Origin of the sequence: Streptomyces aurantiacus, assembly GCF_001418335.1 — a bacterium.
Taxonomy (GTDB): domain Bacteria; phylum Actinomycetota; class Actinomycetes; order Streptomycetales; family Streptomycetaceae; genus Streptomyces; species Streptomyces aurantiacus.
In genome coordinates, this window is sequence record NZ_LIPP01000258.1 from 15,826 (window position 1) to 41,760 (window position 25,935).

At 69.2% G+C, this 25,935-nt stretch carries 26 protein-coding genes and 1 tRNA gene; 20 read left to right on the forward strand and 7 right to left on the reverse strand.

The features are described from left to right. Positions 1-9: 9 nt before the first annotated feature. From AOK01_RS29690 to AOK01_RS29705, 4 genes are all read left to right on the forward strand, one after another. Positions 10-897: a bifunctional DNA primase/polymerase gene (locus AOK01_RS29690; RefSeq protein WP_382033192.1), complete on the forward strand. Its 888-nt coding sequence runs from the start codon at positions 10-12 to the stop codon at positions 895-897. A gap of 2 nt (positions 898-899) precedes the next feature. Continuing rightward, positions 900-2,372: a hypothetical protein gene (locus tag AOK01_RS29695; RefSeq protein ID WP_055517073.1), complete on the forward strand. Its 1,473-nt coding sequence runs from the start codon at positions 900-902 to the stop codon at positions 2,370-2,372. Positions 2,373-2,822: 450 nt separating this feature from the next. Continuing rightward, positions 2,823-3,011, forward strand: coding sequence for a helix-turn-helix transcriptional regulator (locus AOK01_RS29700; protein ID WP_055517075.1), 189 nt, complete (start codon positions 2,823-2,825; stop codon positions 3,009-3,011). Between the two features lie 64 nt (positions 3,012-3,075). Further along, entirely contained in the window at positions 3,076-4,485 is a 1,410-nt protein-coding gene (locus AOK01_RS29705; protein ID WP_055517077.1) for a tyrosine-type recombinase/integrase, read from the forward strand. A gap of 312 nt (positions 4,486-4,797) precedes the next feature. On the opposite strand, the gene AOK01_RS29710 is transcribed toward AOK01_RS29705, so the two are convergent. After that, positions 4,798-5,463 (reverse strand): YdcF family protein, encoded by a 666-nt coding sequence (locus tag AOK01_RS29710; RefSeq protein ID WP_055517079.1) that lies wholly within the window; start codon positions 5,461-5,463, stop codon positions 4,798-4,800. Then, the gene (locus AOK01_RS29715; RefSeq protein ID WP_055517080.1) at positions 5,460-6,254 is read right to left on the reverse strand and encodes a GntR family transcriptional regulator; all 795 of its coding nucleotides are present in this window, start codon (positions 6,252-6,254) and stop codon (positions 5,460-5,462) included. Before AOK01_RS29715 ends, AOK01_RS29710 begins: the two co-directional genes overlap by 4 nt. Positions 6,255-6,994: 740 nt before the next feature. Between AOK01_RS29715 and AOK01_RS29720 the strand changes: the two genes are divergently transcribed. The 8 genes from AOK01_RS29720 (at position 6,995) to AOK01_RS29755 (ending at position 12,341) form a co-directional block, all read left to right on the forward strand. Further along, positions 6,995-7,261 carry a DUF6284 family protein gene (locus tag AOK01_RS29720; RefSeq protein WP_055517082.1) on the forward strand — a complete coding sequence of 89 codons (267 nt, stop codon included), beginning with the start codon at positions 6,995-6,997 and terminating at the stop codon, positions 7,259-7,261. Beyond that, positions 7,258-7,551: a hypothetical protein gene (locus AOK01_RS29725; RefSeq protein ID WP_157871536.1), complete on the forward strand. Its 294-nt coding sequence runs from the start codon at positions 7,258-7,260 to the stop codon at positions 7,549-7,551. Before AOK01_RS29720 ends, AOK01_RS29725 begins: the two co-directional genes overlap by 4 nt. Then, positions 7,548-8,438: a DUF2637 domain-containing protein gene (locus AOK01_RS29730; RefSeq protein WP_055517086.1), complete on the forward strand. Its 891-nt coding sequence runs from the start codon at positions 7,548-7,550 to the stop codon at positions 8,436-8,438. The genes AOK01_RS29725 and AOK01_RS29730 overlap by 4 nt, the downstream gene beginning before the upstream one ends. Then, complete coding sequence (locus tag AOK01_RS29735; RefSeq protein ID WP_055517087.1) at positions 8,435-8,827, forward strand: RRQRL motif-containing zinc-binding protein; 393 nt, start codon at positions 8,435-8,437, stop codon at positions 8,825-8,827. The genes AOK01_RS29730 and AOK01_RS29735 overlap by 4 nt, the downstream gene beginning before the upstream one ends. Then, on the forward strand, positions 8,827-9,144 hold the full coding sequence (locus tag AOK01_RS29740; RefSeq protein WP_055517089.1) for a hypothetical protein: 318 nt from the start codon (positions 8,827-8,829) through the stop codon (positions 9,142-9,144). Before AOK01_RS29735 ends, AOK01_RS29740 begins: the two co-directional genes overlap by 1 nt. A 65-nt stretch (positions 9,145-9,209) precedes the next feature. Continuing rightward, complete coding sequence (locus tag AOK01_RS29745; protein WP_245702467.1) at positions 9,210-9,449, forward strand: hypothetical protein; 240 nt, start codon at positions 9,210-9,212, stop codon at positions 9,447-9,449. Between the two features lie 96 nt (positions 9,450-9,545). After that, the gene (locus AOK01_RS29750; protein WP_055517091.1) at positions 9,546-11,672 is read left to right on the forward strand and encodes an FtsK/SpoIIIE domain-containing protein; all 2,127 of its coding nucleotides are present in this window, start codon (positions 9,546-9,548) and stop codon (positions 11,670-11,672) included. 204 nt (positions 11,673-11,876) lie between these two features. Beyond that, entirely contained in the window at positions 11,877-12,341 is a 465-nt protein-coding gene (locus tag AOK01_RS29755) for a hypothetical protein (protein WP_055517092.1), read from the forward strand. A gap of 50 nt (positions 12,342-12,391) precedes the next feature. Here the strand turns inward: AOK01_RS29755 and AOK01_RS29760 are convergent, their stop codons facing one another. Then, on the reverse strand, positions 12,392-13,042 hold the full coding sequence (locus AOK01_RS29760) for a hypothetical protein (RefSeq protein ID WP_055517093.1): 651 nt from the start codon (positions 13,040-13,042) through the stop codon (positions 12,392-12,394). A 152-nt stretch (positions 13,043-13,194) separates the two neighbouring features. Between AOK01_RS29760 and AOK01_RS29765 the strand changes: the two genes are divergently transcribed. The 5 genes from AOK01_RS29765 (at position 13,195) to AOK01_RS29785 (ending at position 18,685) form a co-directional block, all read left to right on the forward strand. Next, the gene (locus AOK01_RS29765; protein ID WP_055517095.1) at positions 13,195-14,454 is read left to right on the forward strand and encodes a DNA cytosine methyltransferase; all 1,260 of its coding nucleotides are present in this window, start codon (positions 13,195-13,197) and stop codon (positions 14,452-14,454) included. Further along, positions 14,451-15,353, forward strand: coding sequence for a bifunctional DNA primase/polymerase (locus tag AOK01_RS29770; RefSeq protein ID WP_055517097.1), 903 nt, complete (start codon positions 14,451-14,453; stop codon positions 15,351-15,353). The genes AOK01_RS29765 and AOK01_RS29770 overlap by 4 nt, the downstream gene beginning before the upstream one ends. A 340-nt stretch (positions 15,354-15,693) precedes the next feature. Continuing rightward, the gene (locus AOK01_RS29775; RefSeq protein ID WP_055517098.1) at positions 15,694-16,839 is read left to right on the forward strand and encodes a DUF3631 domain-containing protein; all 1,146 of its coding nucleotides are present in this window, start codon (positions 15,694-15,696) and stop codon (positions 16,837-16,839) included. Positions 16,840-17,032: 193 nt separating this feature from the next. Then, entirely contained in the window at positions 17,033-17,221 is a 189-nt protein-coding gene (locus tag AOK01_RS29780; protein WP_107099951.1) for a helix-turn-helix transcriptional regulator, read from the forward strand. A gap of 150 nt (positions 17,222-17,371) precedes the next feature. Then, positions 17,372-18,685, forward strand: a complete 1,314-nt coding sequence (locus tag AOK01_RS29785; protein WP_342671073.1) for a tyrosine-type recombinase/integrase — start codon at positions 17,372-17,374, stop codon at positions 18,683-18,685. 155 nt (positions 18,686-18,840) lie between these two features. Here the strand turns inward: AOK01_RS29785 and AOK01_RS29790 are convergent. Then, positions 18,841-18,927 (reverse strand) — tRNA-Ser (locus AOK01_RS29790). Between the two features lie 53 nt (positions 18,928-18,980). Beyond that, positions 18,981-20,576, reverse strand: a complete 1,596-nt coding sequence (locus tag AOK01_RS29795; protein ID WP_055517102.1) for a S1C family serine protease — start codon at positions 20,574-20,576, stop codon at positions 18,981-18,983. 313 nt (positions 20,577-20,889) lie between these two features. Here AOK01_RS29795 and AOK01_RS29800 point away from each other — a divergent pair, with 313 nt between their 5' ends. The 3 genes from AOK01_RS29800 to AOK01_RS29810 all read left to right on the forward strand — a co-directional run bounded on the left by AOK01_RS29800 (position 20,890) and on the right by AOK01_RS29810 (position 23,747). Further along, complete coding sequence (locus tag AOK01_RS29800) at positions 20,890-21,702, forward strand: glycerophosphodiester phosphodiesterase (protein ID WP_055517127.1); 813 nt, start codon at positions 20,890-20,892, stop codon at positions 21,700-21,702. Positions 21,703-21,839: 137 nt separating this feature from the next. Further along, positions 21,840-22,478 carry an ATP-binding protein gene (locus AOK01_RS29805; protein ID WP_079103865.1) on the forward strand — a complete coding sequence of 213 codons (639 nt, stop codon included), beginning with the start codon at positions 21,840-21,842 and terminating at the stop codon, positions 22,476-22,478. A gap of 282 nt (positions 22,479-22,760) precedes the next feature. Next, complete coding sequence (locus AOK01_RS29810) at positions 22,761-23,747, forward strand: DUF5926 family protein (RefSeq protein ID WP_055517105.1); 987 nt, start codon at positions 22,761-22,763, stop codon at positions 23,745-23,747. A gap of 255 nt (positions 23,748-24,002) precedes the next feature. On the opposite strand, the gene AOK01_RS29815 is transcribed toward AOK01_RS29810, so the two are convergent. Together AOK01_RS29815 and AOK01_RS29820 are read right to left on the reverse strand one after the other, a co-directional pair. Next, positions 24,003-24,560 carry a hypothetical protein gene (locus AOK01_RS29815; RefSeq protein WP_055517107.1) on the reverse strand — a complete coding sequence of 186 codons (558 nt, stop codon included), beginning with the start codon at positions 24,558-24,560 and terminating at the stop codon, positions 24,003-24,005. Positions 24,561-24,730: 170 nt separating this feature from the next. Then, a complete protein-coding gene (locus AOK01_RS29820) occupies positions 24,731-25,396 on the reverse strand; it encodes a bifunctional DNA primase/polymerase (RefSeq protein ID WP_055517109.1) in 666 nt (221 codons plus the stop codon). Positions 25,397-25,935 lie beyond the last annotated feature (539 nt).

The following is a 25,935-nucleotide window of genomic DNA, read 5'->3' on the forward strand; positions in this document are numbered from 1 at the left end:
ACCCCCAGCATGACACCTGACCACACCACCATGCCGCCCCTCGACATGTATCCGTCCGGGAACCCCCACCTCGGCACGGCCCTGAACCTCGCCGCGGCCGGTGTGCCAGCACTTCCGCTACGGCACGGGAAACTGCCGTTCGGCAACTGCCGCGCGTGCGCCAAGAACGCTTGCGGCGGGCGGCCGAACATGAAGAGCGCGGGCATCTGCCGCTGCCCGGCGGTGTGCCACGCGTGGGCCGCCGCGACCACCGACCCGAGCGTCATCACCTCGCCCGCATGGGCTACGGCATGGCGACAGGCCACGGCCGTTGCCTACCACCCCGGCGGCGCCGGCCTGACGGTCGTGGACCTCGACAACCCGGACGCGGTCGCATGGGCCCGGTCGGCCCTACCCGCGACGCGGACCGTGCCGACCACCCGCGGGGAACACTGGATCTACCACGGCACCATGCAGTCCGCCAACGCAGTCCGGCCGAGCGTGGACATCAAGTCGGCCATGTCGTACGCCCGTTGGCTCGGACCCGGCACGGGCACCACAGCAGCTCTCCCCGCCGTTGTCCGCGCGCTGGCAGTAAAGCAGCCGTCGACCGCCCGCAGGGCGCCACAGGACCTCACGGTGCCCATAAGGGGGCAAAGCGGAGAATGCCCGCACCGCACGCCCACCTACCTGGATCGTGGCATCGCCATGGTGGTGCAGCGCATCACGGAGGCGTCCAGTGCGGTGCACGCGACCGTCTACCGGACGTTCCTCGCCGTGCTGTCCACGCACGGCCGGTGCGGCTGCCTCACCGACACCCACACCGCGCGCCTGTTCACCGCCGCGCAGGCCAAGGGCGAAACCGTCCGGCACTGCACCGACGCGTGGACCAACGCCCGCACCGCATTGGGGCTGTAGCCATGGCTGAGGACGAAAAGAACCCGGCTCCCAAGGTCATCACCGACTACGCGCAAGCGCACTTCCGGTACTTCCGCACCGGCGACGGAACCGTGTACGCGCAGAAGAACGCCCACCCCGTGGCCCGTCCGATCCGCTCGCAGGGCACTACAGGAAGCCACCGGCAGGAACTCATGGTGGGCCTCTTCCACGACGGAGCCGGCGTGTTCAACGGAACCGCGCTCAAGGAGGCGTTGGACTTGATCGAAGCACTCGCCCTGACCGAGCACGTACAGCCCGTCCATATCCGGGTTGCCCCCGGGTTCGACGGGGCGACGTGGCTGGACCTGGGCCGCGACGACGGACAGTCCGTCCGCATCCACCCCACCGGATGGGACATCACCGTCCCCGACCCGCGGGAAGTGTGCTGGCGGCGTACTCAGCTCACCGGGGAACTGCCGCTGCCGGTCCAGGACACCGACGGCAAGGGCATCGACCTGCTGATGAGGCTGTGCAACTTCGCCACCGCGGAGACCGAGTGCCTGGCCATCGCGTGGCTCATCGGCTGTCTCGGTCCGTCCGTGCCCGTCCCTGCGCCGTTCCTCACCGGCCCGCAGGGCGCGGGCAAGTCCACGGGTGGCCGGATGCTCGTGCGGATCATCGAGGGCATGACCGGCGACCTGCGCCGCGCACCGAAGGACGAGGAAAACCTCATCGCGGCGGTGGCGGCCGGTTGGGTGACCGCGCTGGACAACCTGTCGCACATGACGCCGGACCTGTCCGATGCCATGTGCTGCATCGTCACCGGAGCCGAGAGCGTCAAGCGGGCTCTGTTCACCGACGGGGACGTGTTCCGCGTCGGCTACCGCCGCCCCCTCCTGCTGACCGGTATCGACGTGGGAGTCATCCGGCCCGACCTCGCCGAACGGCTGCTTCCCCTGCGTCTCGAACGGCCCCGGGTACGGCGTACCGAAGATGAGCTGTGGACGGAGTACGCGCAGGTACTGCCCGTCGTCCTCGGCTCGCTGCTCGACCTGACGGTCAAGGTCCGCGCCGTGGAAGCGGAAACCCCCACGGATCTGCGTATGGCGGACTTCGCGCACCTGTGCGCGCAACTCGACGCGGCCACCGGTCTGGGAGCTCTCGCCGCCTACCGGGCCAGTCTGGACGATCTGAACGACGACGTGATCGAGGGCGATCTGTTGGCGCAGACCGTCATCGAGCACGCGGCCGGCATGGCGGCGGGCGCGGAAGAGCGAATGACGTCCACGCAGTGGCTGCACTGCCTCAGCCGCCTCTACGCCGGCGAGGACCTGCGCGCCCTGCCCAAGGGATGGCCGACCACGGGCAAGGTCCTGTCCGACCGGCTCAAGCGTCTCCAGCCCACCCTCGCCGCCCGGGGCGTGATCATCGACTCCGGCCGCACCAAAGAAGGCCGCTACATCGAGATCACCCGGCTCGCCCCGCCCGCACACGAGCAGGAAGCGGCGTTCTGACCGCGCCACCTACGCGAACAGCAAGAGGAGCACCCGGGCCCGGCGCCGCGTGCTCCTCTTGCTGTTCGCCGCCGCGCGGCGCCCCTAAGGACGTGCCGCGAAGCGGCTCCTTCTTCACGCTCTGAGACGCACCGCACGACCACAGACAGCCCCTCTTTTTTCCTAAGTAAGGGAGTGCTGCGTCACCTGCGTCACCCGGCCCCACAAAACGGCGGGTGACCTGCACGAACACGGGTGACGCAGACGGCATACCTCTGCGTCATCGTGCGTCACCTGCGTCACCGATGACGGACGTCTGCGTCACCGATGACGCACACCCAACCTTCTGCGTCACCCCGAAACAGCAGGTCAGACGCGTGCGTGACGCAGATGACGCGGGTGACGCAGAAATCCCCACCTCGGACACACGCACCCTCAACCTGAGACCAGCCCGAACGAGGAGTGGCAACGATGGCTCGCCCCCAGATGCTCAAACTCCCGGAAGTCCTCGAAGAGATCGGCATGAGCCGCGCCGCCTTCTACCGCTTGCGCACCCGCGGTCAGGCGCCCCGGCTCCGCAAGCTGCCCAACGGTCAGGTGCGCGTGAGCCGTCGCGACCTGGACGCCTGGTGGGACCGCTGCGAGGAGAACGCCGCGTAGTTCACCGCCAACGACCGATTGAGGGGCCCGCTGATCCAGCGGGCCCCTCTCCTTTGGGAGAGAAATGCTCACGTACGACGTCGACATCTGGTCCATCCGCAAGCGAGCAGGACGTCAGAAGCCCTACGAACTGCGGTGGCGCGTCGGTTCGCGCCCTCATTCCAAGAGCTTCAAGCTCAAGCCACAGGCGGACGGTCGCCGCTCCGAGCTGATGACCGCGCTTCGGGAGCGCGAGCAGTTCGACGAGGACACGGGCGTACCGGCGCGCGAGTTGGCCGTGCGAACCTCCCCGACCTGGTACGACCACGCCACCGCGTACGTGCTCATGAAGTGGACGCGCGCGGCGGCCAAGCACCGTGCCGGCATCGCCGAAGCACTCGCGGTCGTCACCCCGATGCTGGTCACGACGACCCGGGGCGCCCCGGATTCCACGGTCCTGCGAGCAGCGCTCTACCAGTGGGCCTTTCGCGCAGTTCCGGGGCCTGACGGGCAGTTGGCCTCTCGGCATGTCATGGAGGAGCCACCGCAAGAGATCCGATCGGCCCTGTCCTGGATCTCAAAGCATTCGATGCAGGTCAAGGCACTCGAAGATCCCGCGCTCCTGCGCCCCGCCCTCGAAGCTCTCTCACGCCGCATGGACGGCAAGAAGGCCGTGGAGAACACAGCTCGCCGCAAGCGCATGGTGCTGAGCAACTTCCTTCGGTACACAGTGGAAGAGAAAGGGCTCCTGTCCGCCAACCCTCTTCTCCGTGTCGACTGGACGCCACCGGAGACGGATGACGAGATCGACTTCCGGTATGTGCCCGGTCCGACGATGGCCCGCTCGTTCATCACCGCCGTGCGGGATTCCGGGACGCGTGGACAGCACCTCGAAGCATTCTTCGGGTGCCTGTACTACGCCGCGATGCGTCCCGCCGAAATCGCCTCGCTCAAAGCCTCAGACTGCACGCTCCCCCCGGACACCGAGAAGGCTGCCGAGCAGTGGGGAGAGCTGCTGTTGGGGGAAAGCCGCCCCGAAGTTGGGGGAGGCTGGACGGATGACGGTGCGTCCTATGAGGCGCGCGGCCTCAAGCGTCGGGCCCGCGGGGCGACACGGTCCGTGCCAATTCCGCCGATCCTCGTACGGATGCTGCGGGACCACATCGCGGCCTACGGGACGGCCCCTGACGGTCGTCTGTTCCGCGCGGCGAAGGGTGGTCGGGTTCGGTCAACCGAGTACTGCAACCTGTGGGGCGCGGCCCGTACCGCGGTGCTGTCGAAGACGGACGCGGCAACACCTCTCGCGCGAGTGCCGTACTCGCTCCGTCACGCCGGAGTGTCCCTGTGGATCAAGTCGGGGGTGGACCCCGTGGAAGTCGCCCGTCGCGCCGGCCACAGCATCGCCGTGCTGTTCCGCTTCTACGCCAAGATCCTGCGGGGCGAGCAGTCGCGCTCCAACCAGCTCATCGCGGAGGAGCTGAGCAAGGGCGGGTAGCGGGCCCATTCTGGCCCACAGGTGGCCCATACGCACTGGTCAGACGTGGGACAGAGGCGGGTCAGGGTGAGACAGGCTGAACACAGAAGGGGTGCCCCTCCGGAGAGTGGCACCCCTTCTGACCTGCACAACGTCTGACCTGCGCGGTGGGTGTGGGATTTGAACCCACGGTCACATCGCTGCGACGACGGTTTTCAAGAGCGTTCACTGACACGAACCTCAACTACCCCTGACCAGCGCGTTCCCTGGTTGCGCTCGCCTCAAAGGGGCGACTCTGGCCGGAGGTTGGCCACAGGAGGGTTCAGAACCCTGTCAGCCCCGCGTCGCCTCATCCGTCAGAAGGCGACTGGTGAAGCCCTCGGCACACAACCGTTCGTACGCCGCCGCCACGTCGTCGGGGATCGTCTGATCGATCATGAATCCCTGCCGGGGGTACACCGTGAGCCGCTGCTGGGCTCCGACCAACATGTCGATGACGAGGCGCGCGTCCTGGATCGAATCGACGTACTCAGGGAACGTCATGGGAGTGGATGCGCTCACCCACTCGACATCCGGCCAGAGCTTCCGTGCCGTGGCGTACGCCCGTCGTTCCTCGTACGGCTTGCTGACCAACAGGACCGAGGACACGGGAACGCCCCGGTCTTCGATCAGGTCACGGGAGAAGCGGATGTTCTCGCCCGTGTTCCGGGCCCGCGGCTCGACGAGGATGGCGTCCGCCGGGACTCCGAGATCAATCGCGCGCTCGCGGTAGTGCTCGGCTTCACCGCGGGGCATGCGCTCGCGTGTCGTACGGCTGGTCGCCCCGGTGAAGACGATGAGCGACATCATCCCGCGCTGATACAGGTCGACCGTCGTGTCTGCCACCCCCAGGTCGTGACTGCCGAGCCCGATTGCCACGGAGCAAGGGCGCGGCTCATGGCCCATCTGCTGGAAGTCCCAGAGCTGTTGTGCGTCCGCCCAAGCTTGCGTAGAAATCACTTGCTCTCTCCTTCCGTGTTCGCCGAGTCGGGCACCTTGAAGTCGTAGGCCCACGCGAAGCGCGTGGCCGCGTGAACCCCGATGGCGAACTCCACCACGGTCCCGTCGGCGGTGTACGTGGTGCGGTGCAGTTCCACCACCCACTCCCCGGGGGAGAGCTGCAAGAGCTGGGCTTCCTCCTCGCTGGGGACCCGCGCGAAGATCTCCTCTTTCATGTGGTCGATCTCGTATCCGGCGTCGTACAGGACGCGGAAGCCACCGCCACGGCCGGCGGGCCCCGGGCTCGGATCCACGATGCGCGTGCCTTCGACATGCTCAGGCCTGTAGTAGCTGGTCAACGTGTGTGTAGGCTGCGTTCCCTCTTTCACGAGACGCGCCCGCGCGTACACCTCCGCGCCCTCGGGCAGGCCGTGAGCTTCTGCCACCAGCGGCGGCGCCACGACACGGCTTACGTTCTGAGTCTGCTCATTCCGACGGTACGGGCGCCCCGACGCCACGCGGTCAGCGATGAACGCCACCTCGTCACCGTCGCGCCACTTCGCCTTGTCGTACCGCGCGATACCGAGCCGCTTGAGTGGCGTCTGCTGACGCACCACGGTGCCGTGGCCACGCGAAGACGTCACGAGTCCCTGGGCTTCCAGTGCCTTGTACGCCTTGTGGACGGTGTCCTTTGAGCCCTCGCCTGCCTTCACCAAGTCCCTGATCTGGGGCAACTGGGCGCCCGGCTCGTACTCACCGCTCCTGATCTGTTCGGCGAATCTGTCTGCCAGTTCCCGCCACTTCGGTGCCACGCGGCACTCCTCTCGACGCGTCCCAGTGAAGCACAGTCCCAGGACTGTTGACAGTCCTGGGACTGCGGTGCATAGTCGTCTCAGGCCGCTCGCAGTCCTAGGACAACGAGCCGGAAGGGCCTTTTTTGGGCTGCTTCAAGGCCGTGCCGGTTCGGGATTGCTCGGGTTCATGGGGCCCCCTGCTGGTCGTTCCTTGAGAACTGAACAGCGTGCCTAGATGACGGGGTGAGAGTCCCCGTCCCCGCTTCGGTCCGGGTGATGACCGATGGTGGCCGATCTTCTGCGTACCGGCTCTGGAGAACAGCCTTCGGGATCATCCCTTCCTCACGGGAGGTCAGCCCGTCGGGTGCCACCCGGTACGCGCCGCCCTGCTGGCGTCAGAGCAGTGACGATGACGCACCCGATTCCCCCGGCTCGGGACCGGTCCGCCGCGCAACGGCGGACCGGTGAAGCCGTGTGTCCCTGCTCTCTGCGGGAGTTCGGTGTGAACCGACGACATCTGTAGGCGCCGCCGCTCGGACCCGCGGCCGGCGCCGGAACGATCTGGGTCCCCTTCCTGGCCTCGCGGCGCCTCATGCCGCGGCCGGCTGCCTCTCTCACCCGTCCGGGTCCGCCTTGCTGCGGTGGCCGTACGGGTGAGAGCGCGGGGAGCCGGAAGTGACTCCAACGGCACGCGGCGCCCGGGTTGCCCCCCGGACGCCGCTTCGGGCCGTTCCACCTTGCGAGAGGAACCACGACCCATGAAGCACATCGTTGCTGATCAGGTGGTTGTTACCGCCGACCTGTTTGACCGTGAGCCGACGGCTGCGGAGCTCGCCGCGATCAACATGGAGATGCCCGTCATTAAGGCGAGCATCGAGCTGTTGGACGCGCAGATCATCGCGATCGACCGGACGCCGACGGAGCTGGACGCGCGGCGTATCCGCCGGGCCCACCGCAAGGTGCTCGCCGCTCGCCGGACGCTGGCGAACACCGCCGCGACGCACACGGCGGGGGTGGGCGCATGAGTGCCACTCCCTCCCGTCAGGGTGTCGCCCTGGTGCTGATCGTGTCGGGTGCGCTGATCGCGATGGCCGCCACCGCCGTTCTGCTCGTGACGCACGAGCCGCTCTTGCGGTTCGTGGTCGTCGCGGGCGGGGCCGTCCAGGTCCCCGGATGGCTGCTGCACCTGCGGCGGCCCCGGCCATCGGCCGTGTGGGAGATCGGTCCGGACAACGGCGATGCGGACGAATGGATGGGTGAGCGGTTCATCTGGGAGCCGGGCGACCGTGACGAGCACGGGAGGGCCGGCCGATGAACCGCAAGGGGAAAGTCCTGTTGGTGGCCGCGCTGGTCGCGGTCGTCACCATGGCGTTCCGGGTCTCCTGGAACGCACTGCGCGACATCGCGAGCGCGGTCGGCGCGGATGAGACGGCCGCGACGCTGTACCCGTTCGTGGTCGACGGCCTGATGGCCCTCGCGCTCATCGCCACCCTCGTACTCACCGACGACGCGCGGAAGTTCGCGCTGAAGGTGCTGGGCACCTACACCCTCGCCTCCTTGGTCCTCAACTACGTGCACGGGCTCGTGCCCGCACTGCACGCCGACGGCGGGACGGTCGACTGGACGCGCCTCGCCGACTGGAATCCGGCGAACTGGGCTCTCGTGCTGCTCGCCACGTCGCTTCCGGTCGGCTCGATCTACTTCGGTTCCGACCTGGTCGCCAAGGTCCTGCACCACCAACCCACCCCGATCCCGACCCCGGTCGCGAATGCGGAGGAATCTACCGAGACCGAGAGGATTCGGTCTACGGCTGACCTCGGAGAATCGACCCCCGCACCGATCACCGCAGCACCCCTGCGGATGCCCGATCCGGTGACGGTCGCGTTCCTGAAGTCGACCGTGCCGCTCAAGCCGGTTCCCGCCGTGGCTCCGGCTCCGGTCGCCTCGATCGCACCGCGCCCGGTAGCGGCCGTGTCGACCCCGCCCCGTCGGGCCACCGGTCGACTCCCGCAGGTTGCTCGATCGCCTCGCCCGAAGCGGACTCCGGCTCAACTGCTGAGCGAGGCGCGGAAGGTGACGGCGGGTTGGCCGGACGTCAAGGTGACGGCTGAGGGTATCCGCCGGGAGGTCCACACCTCCCCGGCCAACGCCCGGATGCTGCGTGACACCCTGCTCGCTGAACGCGCCACCCCGCCCGCATGAGCGGCGGGGCGTTCGCCAAGTGCTTCGACCCGAACGGCGCCCGCCACGGCATCCCCACCTTCCCGTGGCGCATGGCGCCTGACGGCTACGCCACCTTCCGGCAGCTCAGGGCGCGCGGACTGCGCCCCGGCGGGCAACCGGTCGCCGCGCAGGTGCTCAGGCCCCGCTACCGGCGGGGCCCGCTGGTCGCCTACCTCTACCGCCTCGACGCCGCCAAGCCCGTCCGCCCGATGACGCCGGCCCGTTGGGCGGCCCTGGCCAAGGCGAATGCCGCGCGCAGGTGCTGCCCGGTCTGCCGGCGCGATGCCGGATACGTGATCCCGCTCTCGCTCGGCATGTGCGTGCCGTGCGCCTACCCCGACCCTCCCCACTGCGAAGGGACTACCTGATGGGTAACGCCGACCTGCGCCGTCTGGACCGGGAGATCCGGCAGACGGCCAAGAAGCTGGACGCCGTACGGCGGGGCGAGTGGTGGCCGCTGAACGGCCGCGAACGCCGCGCCATGGCCCGCTCGCTCGCCGGCGGCGCCTACCAGGTCGCCCGGCACCGGAGTCCGGGCCGTGCCGAGGAACGGATGGACTCCACCGGGTCCGCCGCGGAGATGCGCCTCACCGCGGAACTCACCGCGCTGCACGGCGAGCGGCAGCGGATCGTCACCGAGACCGCGCGTGCCAAGGCCAAGAAGAAGGCGGCGGGATGGTGGTGACCCGGGCGGCGGGGCGTTGCCCTGCCGCTCATCCTGATGACCCGACGCCGTGTGTGGGTCCGGTCGTGGTGAGCGTGCTGGACGCCGTGGGCGGCGGGGCCAACGGGTGTGAGCACCACGACGCCCGGCTGCTGGCCTCCCTCGACCAGGGCCGCGTCTACGCCCTGCCCGACGCCCCGCAGGGTGCCGCGATCCGCGTGTTCAAGGCCGCTGACGGCATCCGCCCGTTCTGCTGGCTCGACGCCCCGCGTACCGAGTCGTCCCAGCTCAGCCACATCGAGAACCGCGCCCGGTACCGCCGCTGACCAGCGCGACCCCCGCCCGTGCCACCTGCCGGGCGGGGTGGCTGCACACCCTCTCAACTCCCGCCCCCGCAAGGGGCAGTCAGGGGACTTCCCAGCATGTCCGAGAACGTCGTTCACCTGCACAAGAACACCGAACCCGCACCGTCTGTCGACCCGGCCACCGTGACCACGTTGACCGTGGTGCCCGACCCGGCTCCGGCGCCGCTCGTGCCGTTGTGGGTGCGCTCCGGCCGCGCGGTGAAGACCGCAGTCACGCACGAGTCCACGAAGGCGACCGTGCGCGCTCTCGCCCGGCACGGCCTCTACACGTTCAACGGGGGGCGGATCGTGGCCCGCCGCACCTGGGACGGCAAGACCGGGGCCCGCTACGAACGCATGCTCCGCGCCGCGGAGGCCGCCGGGAACTTCGAGGTGGCCGAGGAGTGGGAGGAGCGGTTGCAGCGCTTTCGCGAGGCACGCCACCGCCGCCGCATGGACCTCCTCCACTCGCCCGTGGAAGCCGCCAAGGGCGTCGCTGTGGGGACCGGGATGGGGATCGGTGCGCTGGTCGCGCTCGGAGTCGTGATGGCCATCAACAACGGCGAGGTGAAGGACGTGCTCACCCCGCTCGCGGCCACCGTAGACTTCATCGCGCTCCTCATCCGGATCGTGCAAGTCGTGTGGGGCCCGGCCCTGACGATCGGCCCGTTCCTCGCGCTGCTCGCCTTGTGGGCCGTCGGCAGCAAGCAGCAAGCCGCCCCCGCATGGGCGCTGCCCGACAACATCCGGTCGAGCGAGGGTGAGCCGATCACCCCGTCTATCGTGGTCAAGGCCCTGCGCGACCTGGGGGTGCCTGCCCTGCGCAGTGCGATCAAGGAGATGGGGGACGCCGGCGCGTCGATGCTGGGTCCGATCCGGATCGCCGGATGCGGTGTCGAAGTCGACGTCACCCTTCCCTCCGGGGTCTCCACGATCGAGGTGCAGCAGCGGCGGCGCAAGCTCGCGGAGAACCTCACGAGGCACGAGCACGAGGTGTTCATCACCATCCCCGAAGCCGCCCGCACGGTCCGGCTGTGGGTAGCCGATTCCGGGGCGCTGGACGAGCCGATCGGTCCGTCTCCGCTGGTCACGGACGAGACGATGACCGCCGACTACACCAAGGGCCGCGCCCCCTGGGGCCAGGATCTACGCGGGGACGCCGCCGCGCTGAGCGTCTACCAGCGCCACCTGTTGATCACGGGATTGTCGAACCAGGGCAAGACCGCCGCCCTGCGCGCACTCGCCCTGTGGCTCGCACTCGACAAGTCGGTCGAGTTCCGGATCGCCGACCTGAAGGGCGCCGGCGACTGGGCCATGTTCGACGGACTTGCCTCCCTGCTCATCCAGGGGCCGACCGATGACCACGTCATCCAGGCGACCGAGATGGTGGAAGGTCTGGTCACGGAGATGGAACGGCGTCTCCAGGCGCCTCCCGGAACCGTGTTCCTGCCGCTGGTCGGCATCGTGGACGAGGCGCAGGTCGCGTTCATGTGCCCGCTCAAGGACGCCGACAAGAACCCCTACGGCGGGTCCAAGGCCACCTCCCGCTACTTCATGGCCGTCCGCAAGGTCCACAACCAGGGTCGCGCCGTGAACGTGACGCTGTGGGAGGGCACCCAGGACCCCACCGACCAGAACCTTCCCAAGCTGGTCCGCGAGGGTGCCCACACCCGCGCCTCACTGGTCCTGGGCACCGAGTCACAGGCCAAGATGGCGCTCGGTGACAAGGCCGTGGAAGGCGGGGCCGCCCCGCACCTGCTCCGTCAGGGCCTGGACAAAGGGACCCTGGTCGTCGCGTCCGACGGCATCGCCATCCCCGCCGGGCAGGCGTCCCTCACGATCCGCACGCACTACATCGACGACGACGACGCCAAGGCCATCATCGAGCGGGCCAAGGCCTTGCGCGACGGTGTCACCACCCTGCACGCCATCGACCGCAGCGACGACGGCCGTGACCCGCTCGCGGACATTGCGTCCGTGGTCGGCACGGCGGAGCGGGTCCGCACGAAGGACGTCCTCGCCCGGCTCGGCACGCTCAACGGCGACGCTTACGGCGGCTGGTCGTTCATCGACCTCAAGCGCGTTCTCGACGGCACCGGAGCCGAGCCCTACAAGTCCGACGGCGTCATGGTCGTCGGCCGTGACCGCCTCGCCCGCGCGCTCGCCAACCGTGATGGCGAGGGTTTCGCTTCCGCCGAAGGATGACAGGGAGCCGACCGGTGGCGGGTCAGGGAGGCAGGGAGAACTCCCTGCCTCCCTCCCTGACTCGCCTCCCTCCACCTGACCTGCACAAATGATCGTTCAGGGAGGCAGGGAGGCACCCCAGGTCAACCCCGGGAAACCCCCTCCACAGCCCACCCCCAAGGGGGTACCTCAGCCTCCCTGGCCTACTGCCGGAAGGGATTCCGCATGAACCCCGAATACCTCGGACCGCTGCCCGCTGAACGGGCCGTGACCGTCCACCAGCCCACCCCCATGCCGCCCGCCGTCCACACGCCGGCGCCCCTCGTGCCCGTCCAGCCGGGCACGGTGCCGGCGGTCGCGAGCATCGTCCTGCCCGACGGACGGGTCGTCACCGGCTACGCCATCAGCCCCGTACAGCCTCAACCCCTCGCGGCCAAGCCGGCTGTCTCGCGGACGGCGGTCAACGTCGCGTTGGGCGGGGTCGGATTCCTCGCCGTGTGCGGCGGCCTGTTGCTCCTCACGTCGTTCATCGCCGCATTGACCGCGTTCATCACCCAACTGATCACCCTCGCCGCGGTCATCTTCGGCGGCTGGATCGCCGTACAGATCCTCGGCACGAGCGGCCACCGCGGCGGGACCACGGTCAACATCCGCAAAGCGATCTTCAAGCGCAACCACTTCCACAGCTAGCTACGCCAAGGGCGGCTCCACAACGCTGGGTTGCCGAGTTCGAACCTCGATCAGCGGTTGAACGATTGCCGTTCGACCTGGTTGAGGACCTGGTTGGCCAGCTCCATGAGACTGCTGATCGACGGCGCTTCCACGAACAGCAGCTCGCCGCGATCGCTCCCGTTCCCGAACCCGCAGCCGCTGTCACGGACCAGAGGCGTCAGCCAGTGAACGGTCAGGCGTTCAGCCGCGAAGTAGACGACCGGCCGATCGGACCACGAACCGCCCGAGGTATGACTCCGGCAGCTCGCCGCTGGAAAACACCCGATGGAGGAGAGCGCAAAAGACAGTCCCGCCACCCCGATCTCCAAGCCGTCCAGGACGCCTTCCTCACGGTCACCGTCTCCGACGATTTCCAAAACCTCGCTGCCCGGGTGCCGCTCCGCGAAGCCGGCCGGCAGGGAGTCGGGATCACCGCTCTCCACCGCGCCAGCGACGGCCTCGAACTCCTCAGGCGTCGCGCTCACTTGATCTACCAGGTGAGCCAAGTCCCGCTCTTCTTCCACGATCGCGCGGGCCTCCTCATGGGTGACACCGCTGATGTCCCATACGCCTCGGAAGAAGCCGTATCCCTCCTCGCTGATCTCGTCCTCCGCAGGCATGCCCATGGGCACACCCTCCGGGAATGACGGATCGACCTTCACGTCGATGCGTGGGATCACGAAAACCTCCTGATGGCTGCTGGAACACCCCCGGTGCACGTCGAAACGCCCACCTCTAGCCACGCCAAGAGCGGCCCCAACCTCACGCCAATGAATCCGGGGCCGCTCCTGTTCCAACCCGTCCTCTACAGACCTGTTGGAGGTCTCCCAGCATGACGCAACCCACCGACATCCGGCGAGCCCCCGGCTCGCCACCGACGATCGTCGCCCTGTGCGCCGGCTACGGCGGACTCGAAGAAGCGATCCGTGCGGGCGTCGGCGGCCAGGTCGCCGCGTTCGCGGAGAACGACCCGCACGCCGCGGCCGTGTTCGCCGCGCACCACCCCGGGGTGCCGAACCTCGGGGACATCACCGCCGTGGACTGGCGCACGGTCCGGGACCTGTACCGGCCGGACGTGGTCGCCGCGGGATTCCCCTGCCGCAACATCTCGAACGCTGGACGAAGGGACGGAATCAATGGGCAGTGGTCTCGGGTCTGGAAAAACGTCGCTCAGGCTGTGGGCATCCTTCGACCGCGTCTCGTGTTCCTGGAAAATGTGGCGGCGCTCCGCTCGCGGGGGCGGGGCCTGGACGTCGTCGCCGCAGACCTGGCCGCGCTCGGGTATGACGTCCGGTGGACATGTGTACGAGCTGGTGACCCCGAAATCGGAGCCCCCCACCCGCGGGACCGCTGGTTCGCAATTGCCCATCCCGCTGATGCCCACCCCGACCACCTCGGACGGCACTGGCGGCCCCGGCACCTCCCCCAAGCGCAAGGGCGGGCTGAACCTGCGCACCGCGGTGACGAAGCTGCCGGCGCCGCCGGAGGGCTGAGCCTGCTCCCGACGCCGGCCGCGCGGGACTGGAAGTCGGGCGCCTCGAACCTGATGGACCGCAACGCGCGCCCGCTCAACGAGTTCGTGGTGAACCTCCTTCCCACCCCGACCGCGCGCCGGTACGGCCGCAACCGGTCCGCGTCGCCGGGTGCGAGCTCGCGCCCCTCGATCGAGTACCTGGTCCGCGACCTTCTTCCCACCCCGAAAGCATCCGACGGACCGCACGGCGGACCCAACCAGCGCGACACCTCCGGCCGGTACCTGCCCGGCCAGGCCGTCCGCCTCGACGCGGCATGGGTGGCCACCGACGGCACCGACTACGGACCCGCCATCCGCCGGTGGGAACACGTCACGGGACGGCCAGCACCGTGCCCGACCGAGCCCGGCACCCGCGGCAACCGCCGCCTCTCACCCGTCTTCGTCGAATGGCTCATGGGCCTCCCGACCGGATGGGTTACCGCAGTCCCCGGCATCCCCCGCAAGGAACAACTCAAGATCCTCGGCAACGGCGTGGTGCCCCAACAGGCCCACCACGCCTACGGCCTGCTCCTCGGGGCCCGCAACGCCGCACGCCTCGAATGGGAGGCCGCCGCATGAACACCCACCTCCTGAACGCCGCCCTGAGCGCCGCTGAGCGCGGCTGGTACGTCTTCCCGCTCCGGGCCGGCAGCAAGCGGCCGGCGCTGCACGGCGAAACCTCCTGCCCCGGTACAGGCCCGTGTGTGAGCGGCCACGCCAAATGGGAACAGCGCGCCACGACCGATCCGGACCGTATCCGTGCGGCCTGGTCGCACGGGCCGTTCAATGTCGGTATCGCCACCGGTCCTTCCGGCCTGGTCGTCGTCGACCTGGACATGCCCAAGAACCAGGACAAGGGCAATGAGGGCACGCCTAGCGGCGTGGCGACCTTTGAGGCGCTCTGCGAGCGCACCGGGCACCCCGTCCCCGACACCTACCGCACCCGGACCGCGAGCGGCGGAGCACACCTGTACTTCACCGCCCCGGACGGGGTGCGGCTGTCCAACACGGCAGGCAGCATCGCGCCGTTGGTCGACACCCGCGCCCGGGGCGGGTACGTCGTCGCCGCGGGCAGCCTCACCCCCGCCGGTCCGTACGAAGCCGTAGGCGGCGCTGTGGCGGCCCCTGTGCCCGCATGGCTGCTGAGCATCCTTCAACCCACCCCCAAGCCCGTACAGGCCCCTACAGGGGTCGTAGCGGGGCAATCTAGGCGATACGCGGATGTAGCGCTCGACTGTGAGGTGCGGAACGTGGTCACCGCCGCGGACGGCACCCGCAACGCCACCCTGCTCAGGGCCGCACGGGCCCTGGGACGGTTCATCGCGTCCGGCGACCTCCCCCGAACCGTGGTTGAGCAGGCTCTTAGGGGAGCGGCGGGGGCCAACGCCACACAGCCTCAGCGCTACTACGACGACGTGATCCGCCGCGCACTGGACTGGTCGATCACCCACAACCCGGCCCGGGGCAGGGCCGCATGACGAACCCTCCTGCCTCTAAGAGCCTCACCCGGCACCGCACCGGTCCGCAGGTCGCCGGACCCGCCGGGCCCCGGACGGCCGTAGGCGCCTCGCAGGGCGTCGCCGAAGGCGTCCCCACTGCTGTTCGTCCTGACCCGCAGGCCGGAGACGGCCGGTATCCCGTCGCGTGGCTGACCATCTGCGCTCCGCGCGGCGCGGTGCCGACGGCCATGTCGAAGTGCCTGTGCGGACGCGACCGCAGCGCGGTTGGTCACGCACGGGTGCTTGCCCTGATCGCAGACCACGAAGCGCACCGCGACACCTGCCCGCTCCGCACCACCCAGGAAGGGAGGGCCGCCGCATGAGCGACACCATCGACGGCGCGACGCTGCTCAATGAGGTGGAAGCCTTCCACCGCCGGTTCAACGTCTTCCCGCACGAGGCCGCTTACGTGGCCGTGGCGCTGTGGGACGCTCACGCTCACCTGCTCGACTGCTTCGACTCCACCCCGCGTCTGGCGTTCCTCTCCCCGGAGCCGGGGTCGGGGAAGTCGCGGGCGCTGGAGATCGTGGAAACCCTCGTGCCGGAGCCGATGACGGCGGTGAACGCGTCCGCCGCTGCTCTGTTCCGGTCGGTGTCCAACCCGAACGGGCGGCCCACGATCCTGTTCGACGAGATCGACACCATTTTTGGGCCGAAGGCAGGCGACAACGAGGAACTGCGCGGGTTCCTCAATGCAGGTCACCGCCGTACCGGGGTCACCTACCGGTGTATCGGGGACGGGGGTAACCAGACCGTTCAGGCGTTCCCCTCGTACTGCGGGGTCGCGGTCGCCGGACTGGGCAACCTGCCGGACACGATCATGACCCGTTCCATCATCATCCGCATGCGCCGGAGGGCCCGTAACGAGCGCATCGAACCTTTCCGTGCCCGTCTGCACGAGGCGGAGGGGCACGCGTTGCGTGACCGGCTCGCCAAGTGGGCCGAGCACGCACGGGGGTTCGTCATGGGGGCATGGCCGGAGATGCCCGACGGGGTCTCCGACCGGCCGGCGGACGTGTGGGAATCCCTGCTCGCCATCGCCGACGCGGCCGGCGGAGACTGGCCCGAGCGGGCCCGCGCGGCGTGCGTGACGCTGGTGACCGCCTCACGGGCCAACGACAAAGGCAGTCTCGGGGTCCGGCTGCTGACCGACCTGCGCGACCACGTCATGGCCGGCATCGACCGCCTGCCCACCATCGCCATTCTCGACCGGCTCAACTCCCTCGACGACGCGCCATGGGCCGACCTGAACGGCAAGCCGCTCGACAGCCGGCGCCTCTCCAAGATGCTCGCGGAGTACATGACGGTGGACACCGAGCCGATCACCTCCCGCAACATCAAGACCGCCGGAAGCGTCCTCAAGGGCTACTACGCCACCGATCTGCACGACGCATGGGGCCGCTACTGCCCCCCACCCCCGGAAAGTCCGCTACCTCCGCTACCCGGCACGGAAAACGTGGCCTGACCAGCAGCAACGCGGTAGCGGCAACCGGCCCCGGTTGCCGCTACCGCGCCGCTACCCGTCCGCTACCGCTACCCCTTCCCGCTACCTCGAACAGGCCCCTGACCTGCGAGGTAGCGGCGGTAGCGGAAGTAGCGCCCCTCAGAGGGCAGGGCCGCAAGGTCCTCCCCCTCCCTCTGTCTCAAGGAGTCATGCCGTGGCCCGCCCCCAGAAGCTCAAGCTCAGTGAAGTCCTCGCAGAGATCCGCATGAGCCGAGCGGCGTTCTACCGCATGCGCGCTCGCGGCCAAGCCCCCCACCTTCAGAAACTCCCCAACGGCGAGATCCGCGTGAACCGCGCGGACTTGGACGCGTGGTGGGAGAGCTGCGACCAGCGCGCCGCCTGAATCAGCGCCACACCATCCGAATGTCCGTTGAGGGGACCGCTTCCGGCGGTCCCCTCCGTCATGAGGTGATCAATGAAGAGTCACAACGTGCGGATCTGGGGTATCCGCCGACGCGCTAGCAAGTCGGCTCCCTTCCAGGTTCGTTGGACCGTGGCGGGCAAGGTCTGCCAAGAGCCCTTTGCCACGAAGACACTCGCGGACGCGCGTCGTTCGAAACTCGTCACAGCGGTTGGCGCTGGTGAAGCGTTCGACGTCGCTACAGGGCTCCCCGCTTCGGAGCTGCGGGAAGCGACGTCTCCGACCTGGTACGAGCACGCGTGTGCGTACGCGCTCATGAAGTGGCCCAACGCGTCCGCCAAGCATCGCGCCGGCATCGCGGAAGCCCTGACGGCCCTGACAGTCGCGCTCGTCTCCACTTCCCGCGGGGCCCCGGATTCAGCGCTCCTTCGCCGCGCTCTTCAGGGATGGGCGTTCAGGGTCACCCTCGGAGACGACGGGGAACATCGGGCGCTGAAGGATGCCGGGGACGACGTTCCGCACGACGTCCGCCGCGCCCTCGACTGGGTGGCCGGCGCCTCGCTCAAAGTGATCGAGGTGGCCGAGTCGGACAACATCCGCCGTGCCCTGACAGCCCTGTCCAAGCGGCTGGACGGGAAGCGTGCGGCGGACAACACCATGAGGCGTAAGCGGATGGTGTTCAGCAACGCCATGCGGTACGCGGTCGAACGGGAGGTGCTTCCCGCGAATCCCCTCGGGCGGATCGACTGGGCCGCGCCGGACACCACGGATGAAGTGGACTTCCAGTACGTGCCCGACCCACAGCAGACACGGCGGCTGATCGACGCGGTACGGGATGCCGACGTGCGCGGTCCCCACCTGCACGCGTTCTTTGGCTGCCTCTACTACGCCGCTATGCGCCCGTCCGAGGTGGCGTCGCTCATGAGGAGGAACTGCAAGCTTCCTGCCGAGGGGTGGGGCGAACTGGTACTCACACAGAGTCGCCCGGAAGTCGGTTCAGGCTGGACCGATGACGGCCGCTCGTTCGAGGAACGGGGGTTGAAGCGGCGGGCACGCAAGGCCACGCGCCCCGTGCCGATCCCGCCCACGCTGGTCGCGATGCTGCGCGCGCACCTGGATCAGTTCGGTACGGCAGAGGACGGCCGGCTCTTCCGCGCTGCCCGTGGCGGTCGTATCGGGTCCAACGAGTACACCGACCTGTGGCAGCAAGCTCGAAAGGCCGCGCTCACACCGGAGGAAGCGGCCACGCCCCTCGCGGACGTCCCGTACTCACTCCGGCATGCCGGAGTCTCGCTGTGGATCAAAGCGGGGGTCGATCCGGTGGAAGTCGCACGGCGTGCCGGGCACAGTCCAGCCGTGCTGTGGCGGTTCTACGCAAAGATCCTTCGCGGCCAACAGGCAGTGTCGAACCAGATGATTGACGCCGCTTTGGCCGACGGTGCCTGACCAGGCCTTTTGGAACCTCCCGCTTGGCCACAGGTTGGCCGTACGCACTGGTCAAGGGTGGGACAACCCGAGTCAGGGTGAGACAGGCTGAACACAGAAGGGGTGCCCCTCCGGAGAGTGGCACCCCTTCTGACCTGCACAACGTCTGACCTGCGCGGTGGGTGTGGGATTTGAACCCACGGTCACATCGCTGCGACGACGGTTTTCAAGACCGTTCCCTTAGGCCGCTCGGGCAACCCACCCCGCGCCGCTGAGAGATCGGCGCGGGACCAAGACTAACGGGTCCTTCGGCGGGTCAGCTGTCGCCCTCTCGCTGGCCCAGGGTGACTTCGGCCGTTCGCTGCTTGCCGTCGCGGGTGTAGGTGAGCTTGACGGTGTCGCCGGGCTGGTGCGTCCAGATCTCGCCGATGAGGGTGGGGCCGCTGTCGATCACGCGGTCGTCGAGCTTGGTGATGACGTCGCCGGGCTTGAGGCCGGCCTTGGCGGCGGGACCGTTCGGCGTGACCGCCTCGGAGCCGCTCGCGCCCTCTTCGGTGATCTTCGCGCCCGTGCCCTCCTCCAGGGTGACGGAGGCACCGATGACCGGGTAGACGGGCTTGCCGGTCTTGATGAGCTGCTGGGCGACGTTCTTCGCCTGGTTGATCGGGATCGCGAAGCCCAGGCCGATGGAGCCGGACTGGCTCGTACCGCCCAAGCCGCCGCTCGTGGACTGGATCGCGGAGTTGATGCCGATCACCGCGCCCTTGGCGTCCAGGAGCGGGCCGCCGGAGTTGCCCGGGTTGATCGAGGCATCGGTCTGCAGGGCGCTCATGTACGAGGCCTTGCTGCTGGAGCTGCCGTCGCTGGAGGCCACCGGGCGGTTCTTGGCGCTGATGATGCCCGTGGTCACCGTGTTCGAGAGCCCGAACGGGGCGCCGATCGCGATGGTCGAGTCGCCGACGGCGATCTTCTCCGAGTCGCCGAGCGGCAGCGGCTTGAGGTTGTCCGGCGCGTTCTTGAGCTTGATGACCGCGACGTCGTACCCCTGGGCGTGGCCGACCACCTCGGCGTCGTACTTCTTCCCGTTCGAGAAGGTCGCCGACAGCTTGCCGCTGTCGACCGCCTCGGCCACCACGTGGTTGTTGGTGAGGATGTGGCCCTGGGTGTCGAAGACGAAGCCGGTGCCCGTGCCGCCCTCGCCGTTGCTGCCCTCGGCCTCGATGGTGACCGTGCTCGGCAGCGCCGTGGCGGCCACGCTCGCGACCGTGCCCGCGTCGCGCTTGAGGTCGCCGCCGCTCTGGGACGCGGAGACCGTCGTCGAGCCCGAGGAGTCGTCGTTGCGGTCCGCCGCCCAGTAGCCGATGCCTCCGCCCACGCCGCCCGCGACCAGCGCGGCCACCAGGACCGCGGCGACCAGACCGCCGCGTCCGCCGGACTTCGGCCCGGGCGTGGGCTGCTGGTACGAGGAGCCCCAGGCGTCGCCGGAACCGCCTTCGCCCCCGCCACCGCCGCCGCCTCCGTACGGGCCTGAGCCGCCTTCCCCACCGCTCCCGAACGCGGCGGAGCCGCCGTCACCCGCGCCCCCGCTCGCGTACGAGGCGTGTCCGCCTTCGCTCGCGCCCGCGTACGAGGGTGTGGCTGGCGCAGGCGGCGGCGGCCAGGCGTCTGCCTCGGGAGCCGGGACGGCGCCCTGAGGAGCCCCTGAAGGCACCGGAGGCAACGTGGCCGTCGGCGGGTCCCCCTGGAAGGGGCCCGGCCCCTGAGGGTGAGCCGTGCCCTGATGGGTGCCCGCGGGGCCCGCTCCCGGCGAAACCGCCTGCTCTGGAGGCACGGAAGCAGCGGGAGTGTCCACCGGCACAGGAGGTGCAGACGGGGCCGGGGGTACTGCGGTGCCCTCGTTCTCGGTGCTCACAGCTCTTCCTCTCGATCCACGGCTGTTCAGTCAGTTCATGTCCGGCGGCATCTGGCAGCATCCGGCAGTTCATATCCGGTCACGATCAGTCGCGTGTGTTCAGGACTTCACTCACGCGTGTTCGGGAACCGGCACGATGCAGCTGTGCATGTGCTTTTGTATGCCGTCAGCTTTTCCCACGGGACGTCAGGGCGCCATAAGCGGCACCTGTGACTCCGAGATCTTCACTTATATAGGACACGTCTGACAAAACAACCGCATGTCCCGCGTCGTCGACCCCACGCGTACCCACTTGCGGTGGCACCATGACGCGGTGACCCACGCACGACAGCACCTGACCCAGGTCGTCGCTCACCGCGGTGCCTCCGAAGAGGCCCCCGAGCACACCCTGGCCGCGTACGAGAAGGCGATCGAGGACGGGGCCGACGCCCTTGAGTGCGATGTACGGCTGACCGCGGACGGGCATCTCGTCTGCGTCCACGACCGTCGCGTCAACCGCACCTCCAACGGCCGCGGCGCCGTCTCGGCCCTGGAGCTCTCCGATCTCGCCGCCCTGGACTTCGGCTCCTGGAAGAACCGCGACGAGGCGCCCGACTGGGAACAGCAGCGGCCCCCCTCATGGGAGCAGCAGTCCGTCCTCACGCTGGAACGCCTGCTCGAACTCGTGGCCGACGCCGGCCGCCCCGTACGGCTCGCCATCGAGACGAAACACCCCACGCGCTGGGCCGGCCAGGTCGAGGAACGCCTGCTGCTCCTCCTGAAGCGCTTCGGCCTCGACGCACCGCCCTCGCCCGCCGAGTCACCGGTACGGATCATGAGTTTCTCGGCGCGCTCCCTGCAACGCGTCCGCGCCGCGTCCCCGACGCTGCCGACGGTCTACCTGATGCAGTTCGTCTCACCCCGGCTGCGCGACGGACGACTGCCCCCGGGCGTCCGGATCGCCGGCCCCTCCCTGCGGATCGTGCGCAATCACCCGGCGTACATCGAGCGTCTGAAGCGGGCGGGCAACCAGGTCCACGTATGGACGGTGAACGACTCGCAGGACGTCGACCTCTGTGTCGGGCTGGGCGTCGACGCCATCATCACCAATCGCCCGCGCGCGGTGCTGCACCGGCTGGGCCGCTGAAACCACCCGCCTCAAGGCCCTCGCAGGTCCCACACGTTCCGCTCACGACTCCCATATTCCGGGCCGGGCTGCCCAATTCAGGCACCTTGGTCACAGGGAGTGCTCCGGCGCGTTCGGTGCGTATTCGATCGTTACGAGTGCGTCACTGCACGTGCATTGGCCGGTTTCCGGTCCAGCCGTGGAGGGCATCCACACCGTGGCGTGGGGCAAAGGAGGTCTCGGGGGTGGCGTTGGTGGTGGCACAAGAGGTGCCCACGTCGTCGAGCATGGCCGTACCTCATGGCCCTGCGGGCGTGGGAGAAGCGAGACACCGGATGCGGGACCAACTGCGTACCGGCGGTGTGGCGGAAGCGGTCATCGATGACGCCGTACTGATCCTTTCCGAACTACTGAGCAACGCCTGCCGGCACGGCAGGCCGTTGGGCGACGCGCTGGCCGGAGACGGTGACGTCCGGGTCGCGTGGCGGGTCGAACACACCGGCAGGCTCACCGTGGAGGTGACGGACGGCGGTGGTCCGACCCGGCCGGCTCCGGCCACGCCCTCGGTCACCGCGCACGGCGGTCGCGGGCTGAACATCATCACGGCCCTGGCCGAGGACTGGGGCGTCCGGGACGACGCCCGCGGTGAGGTCACGGTGTGGGTGGTCGTACACAAAGACGCTTGCGCGGTGCGCCGCCGCGACGACTTCGCCGCCCGGGTCACGGCCCCCGCGGTCTCCGCGGTCCCCGCGATATCCGACCTGACCTTCAGGGACGCCTTCGACGGCCTGGACTGAAGCCGCCCATGACAGCGGAGCCCAGGACGATGAGGTTCGGGGCACGGAGTCCGGGACAACGGCATTCGAACAACGGCATTCGGACAACGGCGTCCGGGGCGACGCAGCCAGGGCCGAGGACCGACCGAGGACCGAAACTAGACGGAAGCGCTGGTTCCGGGACGAACCGGAATGCTCTGCCGAGCGCGGCCCGGCACGTTGTCCACAGGGTCCCGTGGGTCCTCGTACGAGCGGCTAGGCTCGCGCCCGTACGAGTCGAGCCGTAACCGGGAGACATCCACAATGGCCAAGAAGCGACCCCAGACGAAGGCCAAGCAGCCGCAGCCGCAGGGTGGGGCCCGCGCCGCCGCTGACGGAGACGTGCCGGTTGTCGGAGCACGTGAGCCCTGCCCCTGCGGCAGCGGCCGCCGTTACAAGGCCTGCCACGGACGCGCCGCCGCGCACGCCGTGACCGAACTGGTGCAGCGACCCTTCGAGGGCCTGCCGAGCGAAGGTGACTGGATCGCGCTGCGCGAGCTGGTCCCCGCGGCCACCGTCGAGCTGCACCTGAAGGAGCCCCTCCCGGAGGGCGTCCCGTCGGTCACGCTCGCGACGGTCCTGCCGATGGCATGGCCGGCCCTGCGCCGCGAGGACGGCTCGATCCTCATCGGTCTGCAGAACGACACGGCGTCCGGTGACATCAGCCGCGACCTGGCCGACACGCTCCAGCGCGCGCTCACCGCGGAGCCCGGCACTCCGGTCCAGGGCCGCCGCGCTCCGGGCGACGGGGTACGCCTCCAGGACCTCCTCGACCCGGAAGGCGCGTTCGAGCCAGTTGTGCACGCGGGGTTCGAATTCTGGGTTCCGGACGCGCAGAACGCGACCACGGAGGTGACCGCCTCCCTGGAGCGTGCCAACGCCGCCGCCATCCCGACGGTGAAGCTCACCGGCGTCGACGCGGCGTACTGGTGCGAGACCCCCGACAAGAACCACCTGCGCTGGGTCATGCCGCATCCCGAGGAGCAGCTTCTGGACGCGCTCGCGCGGTTGCACGCGGCCAGCCGGTCGAGCCTCGGGGAGGGCACCCGTCTGGTGGGCTCCTTCCGTGCCCACGGCCTCACCGTCCCGGTCTGGGACCTGCCGACGGGCGTCACGGCGGAGGACATCGAGAAGCCCGCGTCCGAGTTCGCCGAGCGGCTCGCCGCCGCGCTGGCCACGGACGCACCGCTCACCGGGGACGAGCGCCGGGCGCGCGGCGGCCTCACCAACCGCCAGGTCACGCTCAGCTGAAACCAGCGGGACACCCCGTCCCGGCTGACCGGTCGGTCAGCCGGGAAGACAGGTGCGTGGAGCGGGTGACTCCTGTCACAACTCCCGGTCGTGTCAAGCGGATCGGTGTCTGAATAGCCGAGATATAACCGAGATCGAATTTGCGAACAGCCGATCTCTTGTTACCGTTTGAGTTGCCCGGTTGCTGGTGCATCCCCCGTCGCCAGCAACCGGGTCTTTTCATGTCCGGGTACGAGGCCGCCGTCGGCGAAGTCCTCAACGCCCGGCCTGCGCAGGTGAGTTGCTTCCCGAGCGCAGCAGCAGCGGCCCGTCGGCACCCTTCGCGAACTCGGCGACCGCCATGTACGCGGACGCGTCGTCGGCCGTCCGCTCCCGGGGCGTCTCGCACACCTCGGGCTCGTCGTCGGCGCCCACCGCACAGTGCATGCGCACGGTGCGGCCGCCGGGCGTCATGAGCGTCAGCACGGACGCGAGATCGTCACCGGTGGCGTTGCGGTAGTAGGTGCGCGCCCAGGTCTCCCGCCCCTGCGTCAGCACGCACGTCTGTGCCTCGATGCCGTCGGGGGAGGCGAGTTCGGGTCCGCAGCGGGCGGCGGTGGCGAGCCCCACACCGAGCGTGAGGGGGCTCCTGGGCCCGGCGGACCGCGTCTCGGACGCCCCGCCGTCGCCGCGACCGGAGACGGGCGCCGCACCGGACGCGGACGCGGACCCGGAGCCGGACCCGGAGCCGGAAGCCTCGCCGCCCACCGGTCCCGCGGAGGCCACGGCCAGCGGCAGCGTGACCGTGAGCACGACGATGCCCGCCAGCACCATCAGGCGAACAGGTCGGGAGTCCGGACGGACACGTCGATGGTCCGGATGGGCGCTTCGGGGGTCCGGACGGACACTTCGGGGGTCCAGGGGCCGTCCCCCGGATTGACGCAGCATAAAAGGGACGATAACGAGCGAGGGCGGGCGCGCGGTTCGCCGCGCGCCCGGTTTCCCTACAACTCGGGGGCGCTCACACCCGTACGAGTGAGCGCCTCCACCACCGCGTCCACCACGGCCTCCACGTCGGGCACCCATGGCGCGGCCGAGCCGGGCAGCGGAGCGCGCTCCCAGCGGATTCCGCCCTGGCCGGTCTCGGACGGCGGCAGGGCCACGTAGCCGCCCTCGCCGTGGAAACGCAGCGAGCCCGGCACGAAGTCCTTGGCGTAGAGCAGCTCACCCAGCTGCTCCAGGGAGTACGGCTTCACCAGCAGCGCCCACCGCGTCGGGGACGCGATCACGGGGCCGAGGCGCATCCCCATGTGGTCGAGCGCCGCGAGCGCGCGGGCGGCCGCCGGCGCCGGCAGGCTCACCGCGCACGGAGCCTTGCCTCCGGTGGCGAGGATGATCGGGGCCGTCGGCCGGTTCGTCCACCACCAGCGCGCCATGCGCTCGTCGGTGGTGGCCGCGAGCAGGCCGGGGTCGAAGGGATGGGCGCCTGGCACCGTGCACTCGGGGTCTGGACACCCGCATCGGGCCCGCCCCTGCGGGTCCGGGGCCACACCGGGGAGTACGGGCCACTGCCAAGCGGTCGCGAAGGTCAGGGCCGCGCTGAGCATCTCAGGCCTCCCGCCATTTCGCCTGGACAGGAGCCTGCGTCGTCTTCCGAGGATCTCGCGCATGTGCGCTCGTTCCTTTCCGTTGAACGCCGAGGAACCACATCACACCATGTGTCGATCACTTCACTGTGCGTACTTACTGTGCGTACCTACTGGCGCATCACACCCTCGTCACACGTCACAGACGAACAGACAAGGGGAACCCCTGTTGGCCGAGCGTTGGTTGCGTGTTGCGTCCGCGTCCATACTGCGTCGGGCTGAAGCACGGGTATGGCGTGGGGTGGCGGCGCCTGGCGTTTGCTGTCCCGCGTAGTTCTTGCCGCCTCCGCCACGGGAGGATGGGACACGGTCGTCGGTGGTTAAGACGCCCGGGTCCGTCGCCAGGTTCCGGGAGAATCCCAACCACACCTGGCCTTCACCGAGTACGTACCCATCAAGACCGCTGTGACGCTCCGTGGAGCAAGGCCAGTCGACCGCAATACCCCGCCACTGGAGTCAGTTTTAAGCCAACTTTACTATTCCGCAACAGTCCCATGGACACCAGGAAACCCGGCAGGACAATGCTGGACATCCCCTTACGAGTGCGTGTACATGTGGAGACA

Coding starts and splice junctions, on each gene's coding strand:
- AOK01_RS29690 (WP_382033192.1), top strand. CDS start 10: ATGACACCTGACCACACCACCATGCCGCCCCTCGACATGTATCCGTCC.
- AOK01_RS29695 (WP_055517073.1), top strand. CDS start 900: ATGGCTGAGGACGAAAAGAACCCGGCTCCCAAGGTCATCACCGACTAC.
- AOK01_RS29700 (WP_055517075.1), top strand. CDS start 2,823: ATGGCTCGCCCCCAGATGCTCAAACTCCCGGAAGTCCTCGAAGAGATC.
- AOK01_RS29705 (WP_055517077.1), top strand. CDS start 3,076: ATGCTCACGTACGACGTCGACATCTGGTCCATCCGCAAGCGAGCAGGA.
- AOK01_RS29720 (WP_055517082.1), top strand. CDS start 6,995: ATGAAGCACATCGTTGCTGATCAGGTGGTTGTTACCGCCGACCTGTTT.
- AOK01_RS29725 (WP_157871536.1), top strand. CDS start 7,258: ATGAGTGCCACTCCCTCCCGTCAGGGTGTCGCCCTGGTGCTGATCGTG.
- AOK01_RS29730 (WP_055517086.1), top strand. CDS start 7,548: ATGAACCGCAAGGGGAAAGTCCTGTTGGTGGCCGCGCTGGTCGCGGTC.
- AOK01_RS29735 (WP_055517087.1), top strand. CDS start 8,435: ATGAGCGGCGGGGCGTTCGCCAAGTGCTTCGACCCGAACGGCGCCCGC.
- AOK01_RS29740 (WP_055517089.1), top strand. CDS start 8,827: ATGGGTAACGCCGACCTGCGCCGTCTGGACCGGGAGATCCGGCAGACG.
- AOK01_RS29750 (WP_055517091.1), top strand. CDS start 9,546: ATGTCCGAGAACGTCGTTCACCTGCACAAGAACACCGAACCCGCACCG.
- AOK01_RS29755 (WP_055517092.1), top strand. CDS start 11,877: ATGAACCCCGAATACCTCGGACCGCTGCCCGCTGAACGGGCCGTGACC.
- AOK01_RS29765 (WP_055517095.1), top strand. CDS start 13,195: ATGACGCAACCCACCGACATCCGGCGAGCCCCCGGCTCGCCACCGACG.
- AOK01_RS29770 (WP_055517097.1), top strand. CDS start 14,451: ATGAACACCCACCTCCTGAACGCCGCCCTGAGCGCCGCTGAGCGCGGC.
- AOK01_RS29775 (WP_055517098.1), top strand. CDS start 15,694: ATGAGCGACACCATCGACGGCGCGACGCTGCTCAATGAGGTGGAAGCC.
- AOK01_RS29810 (WP_055517105.1), top strand. CDS start 22,761: ATGGCCAAGAAGCGACCCCAGACGAAGGCCAAGCAGCCGCAGCCGCAG.
- AOK01_RS29815 (WP_055517107.1), bottom strand. CDS start 24,560: ATGGTGCTGGCGGGCATCGTCGTGCTCACGGTCACGCTGCCGCTGGCC.
- AOK01_RS29820 (WP_055517109.1), bottom strand. CDS start 25,396: ATGCGCGAGATCCTCGGAAGACGACGCAGGCTCCTGTCCAGGCGAAAT.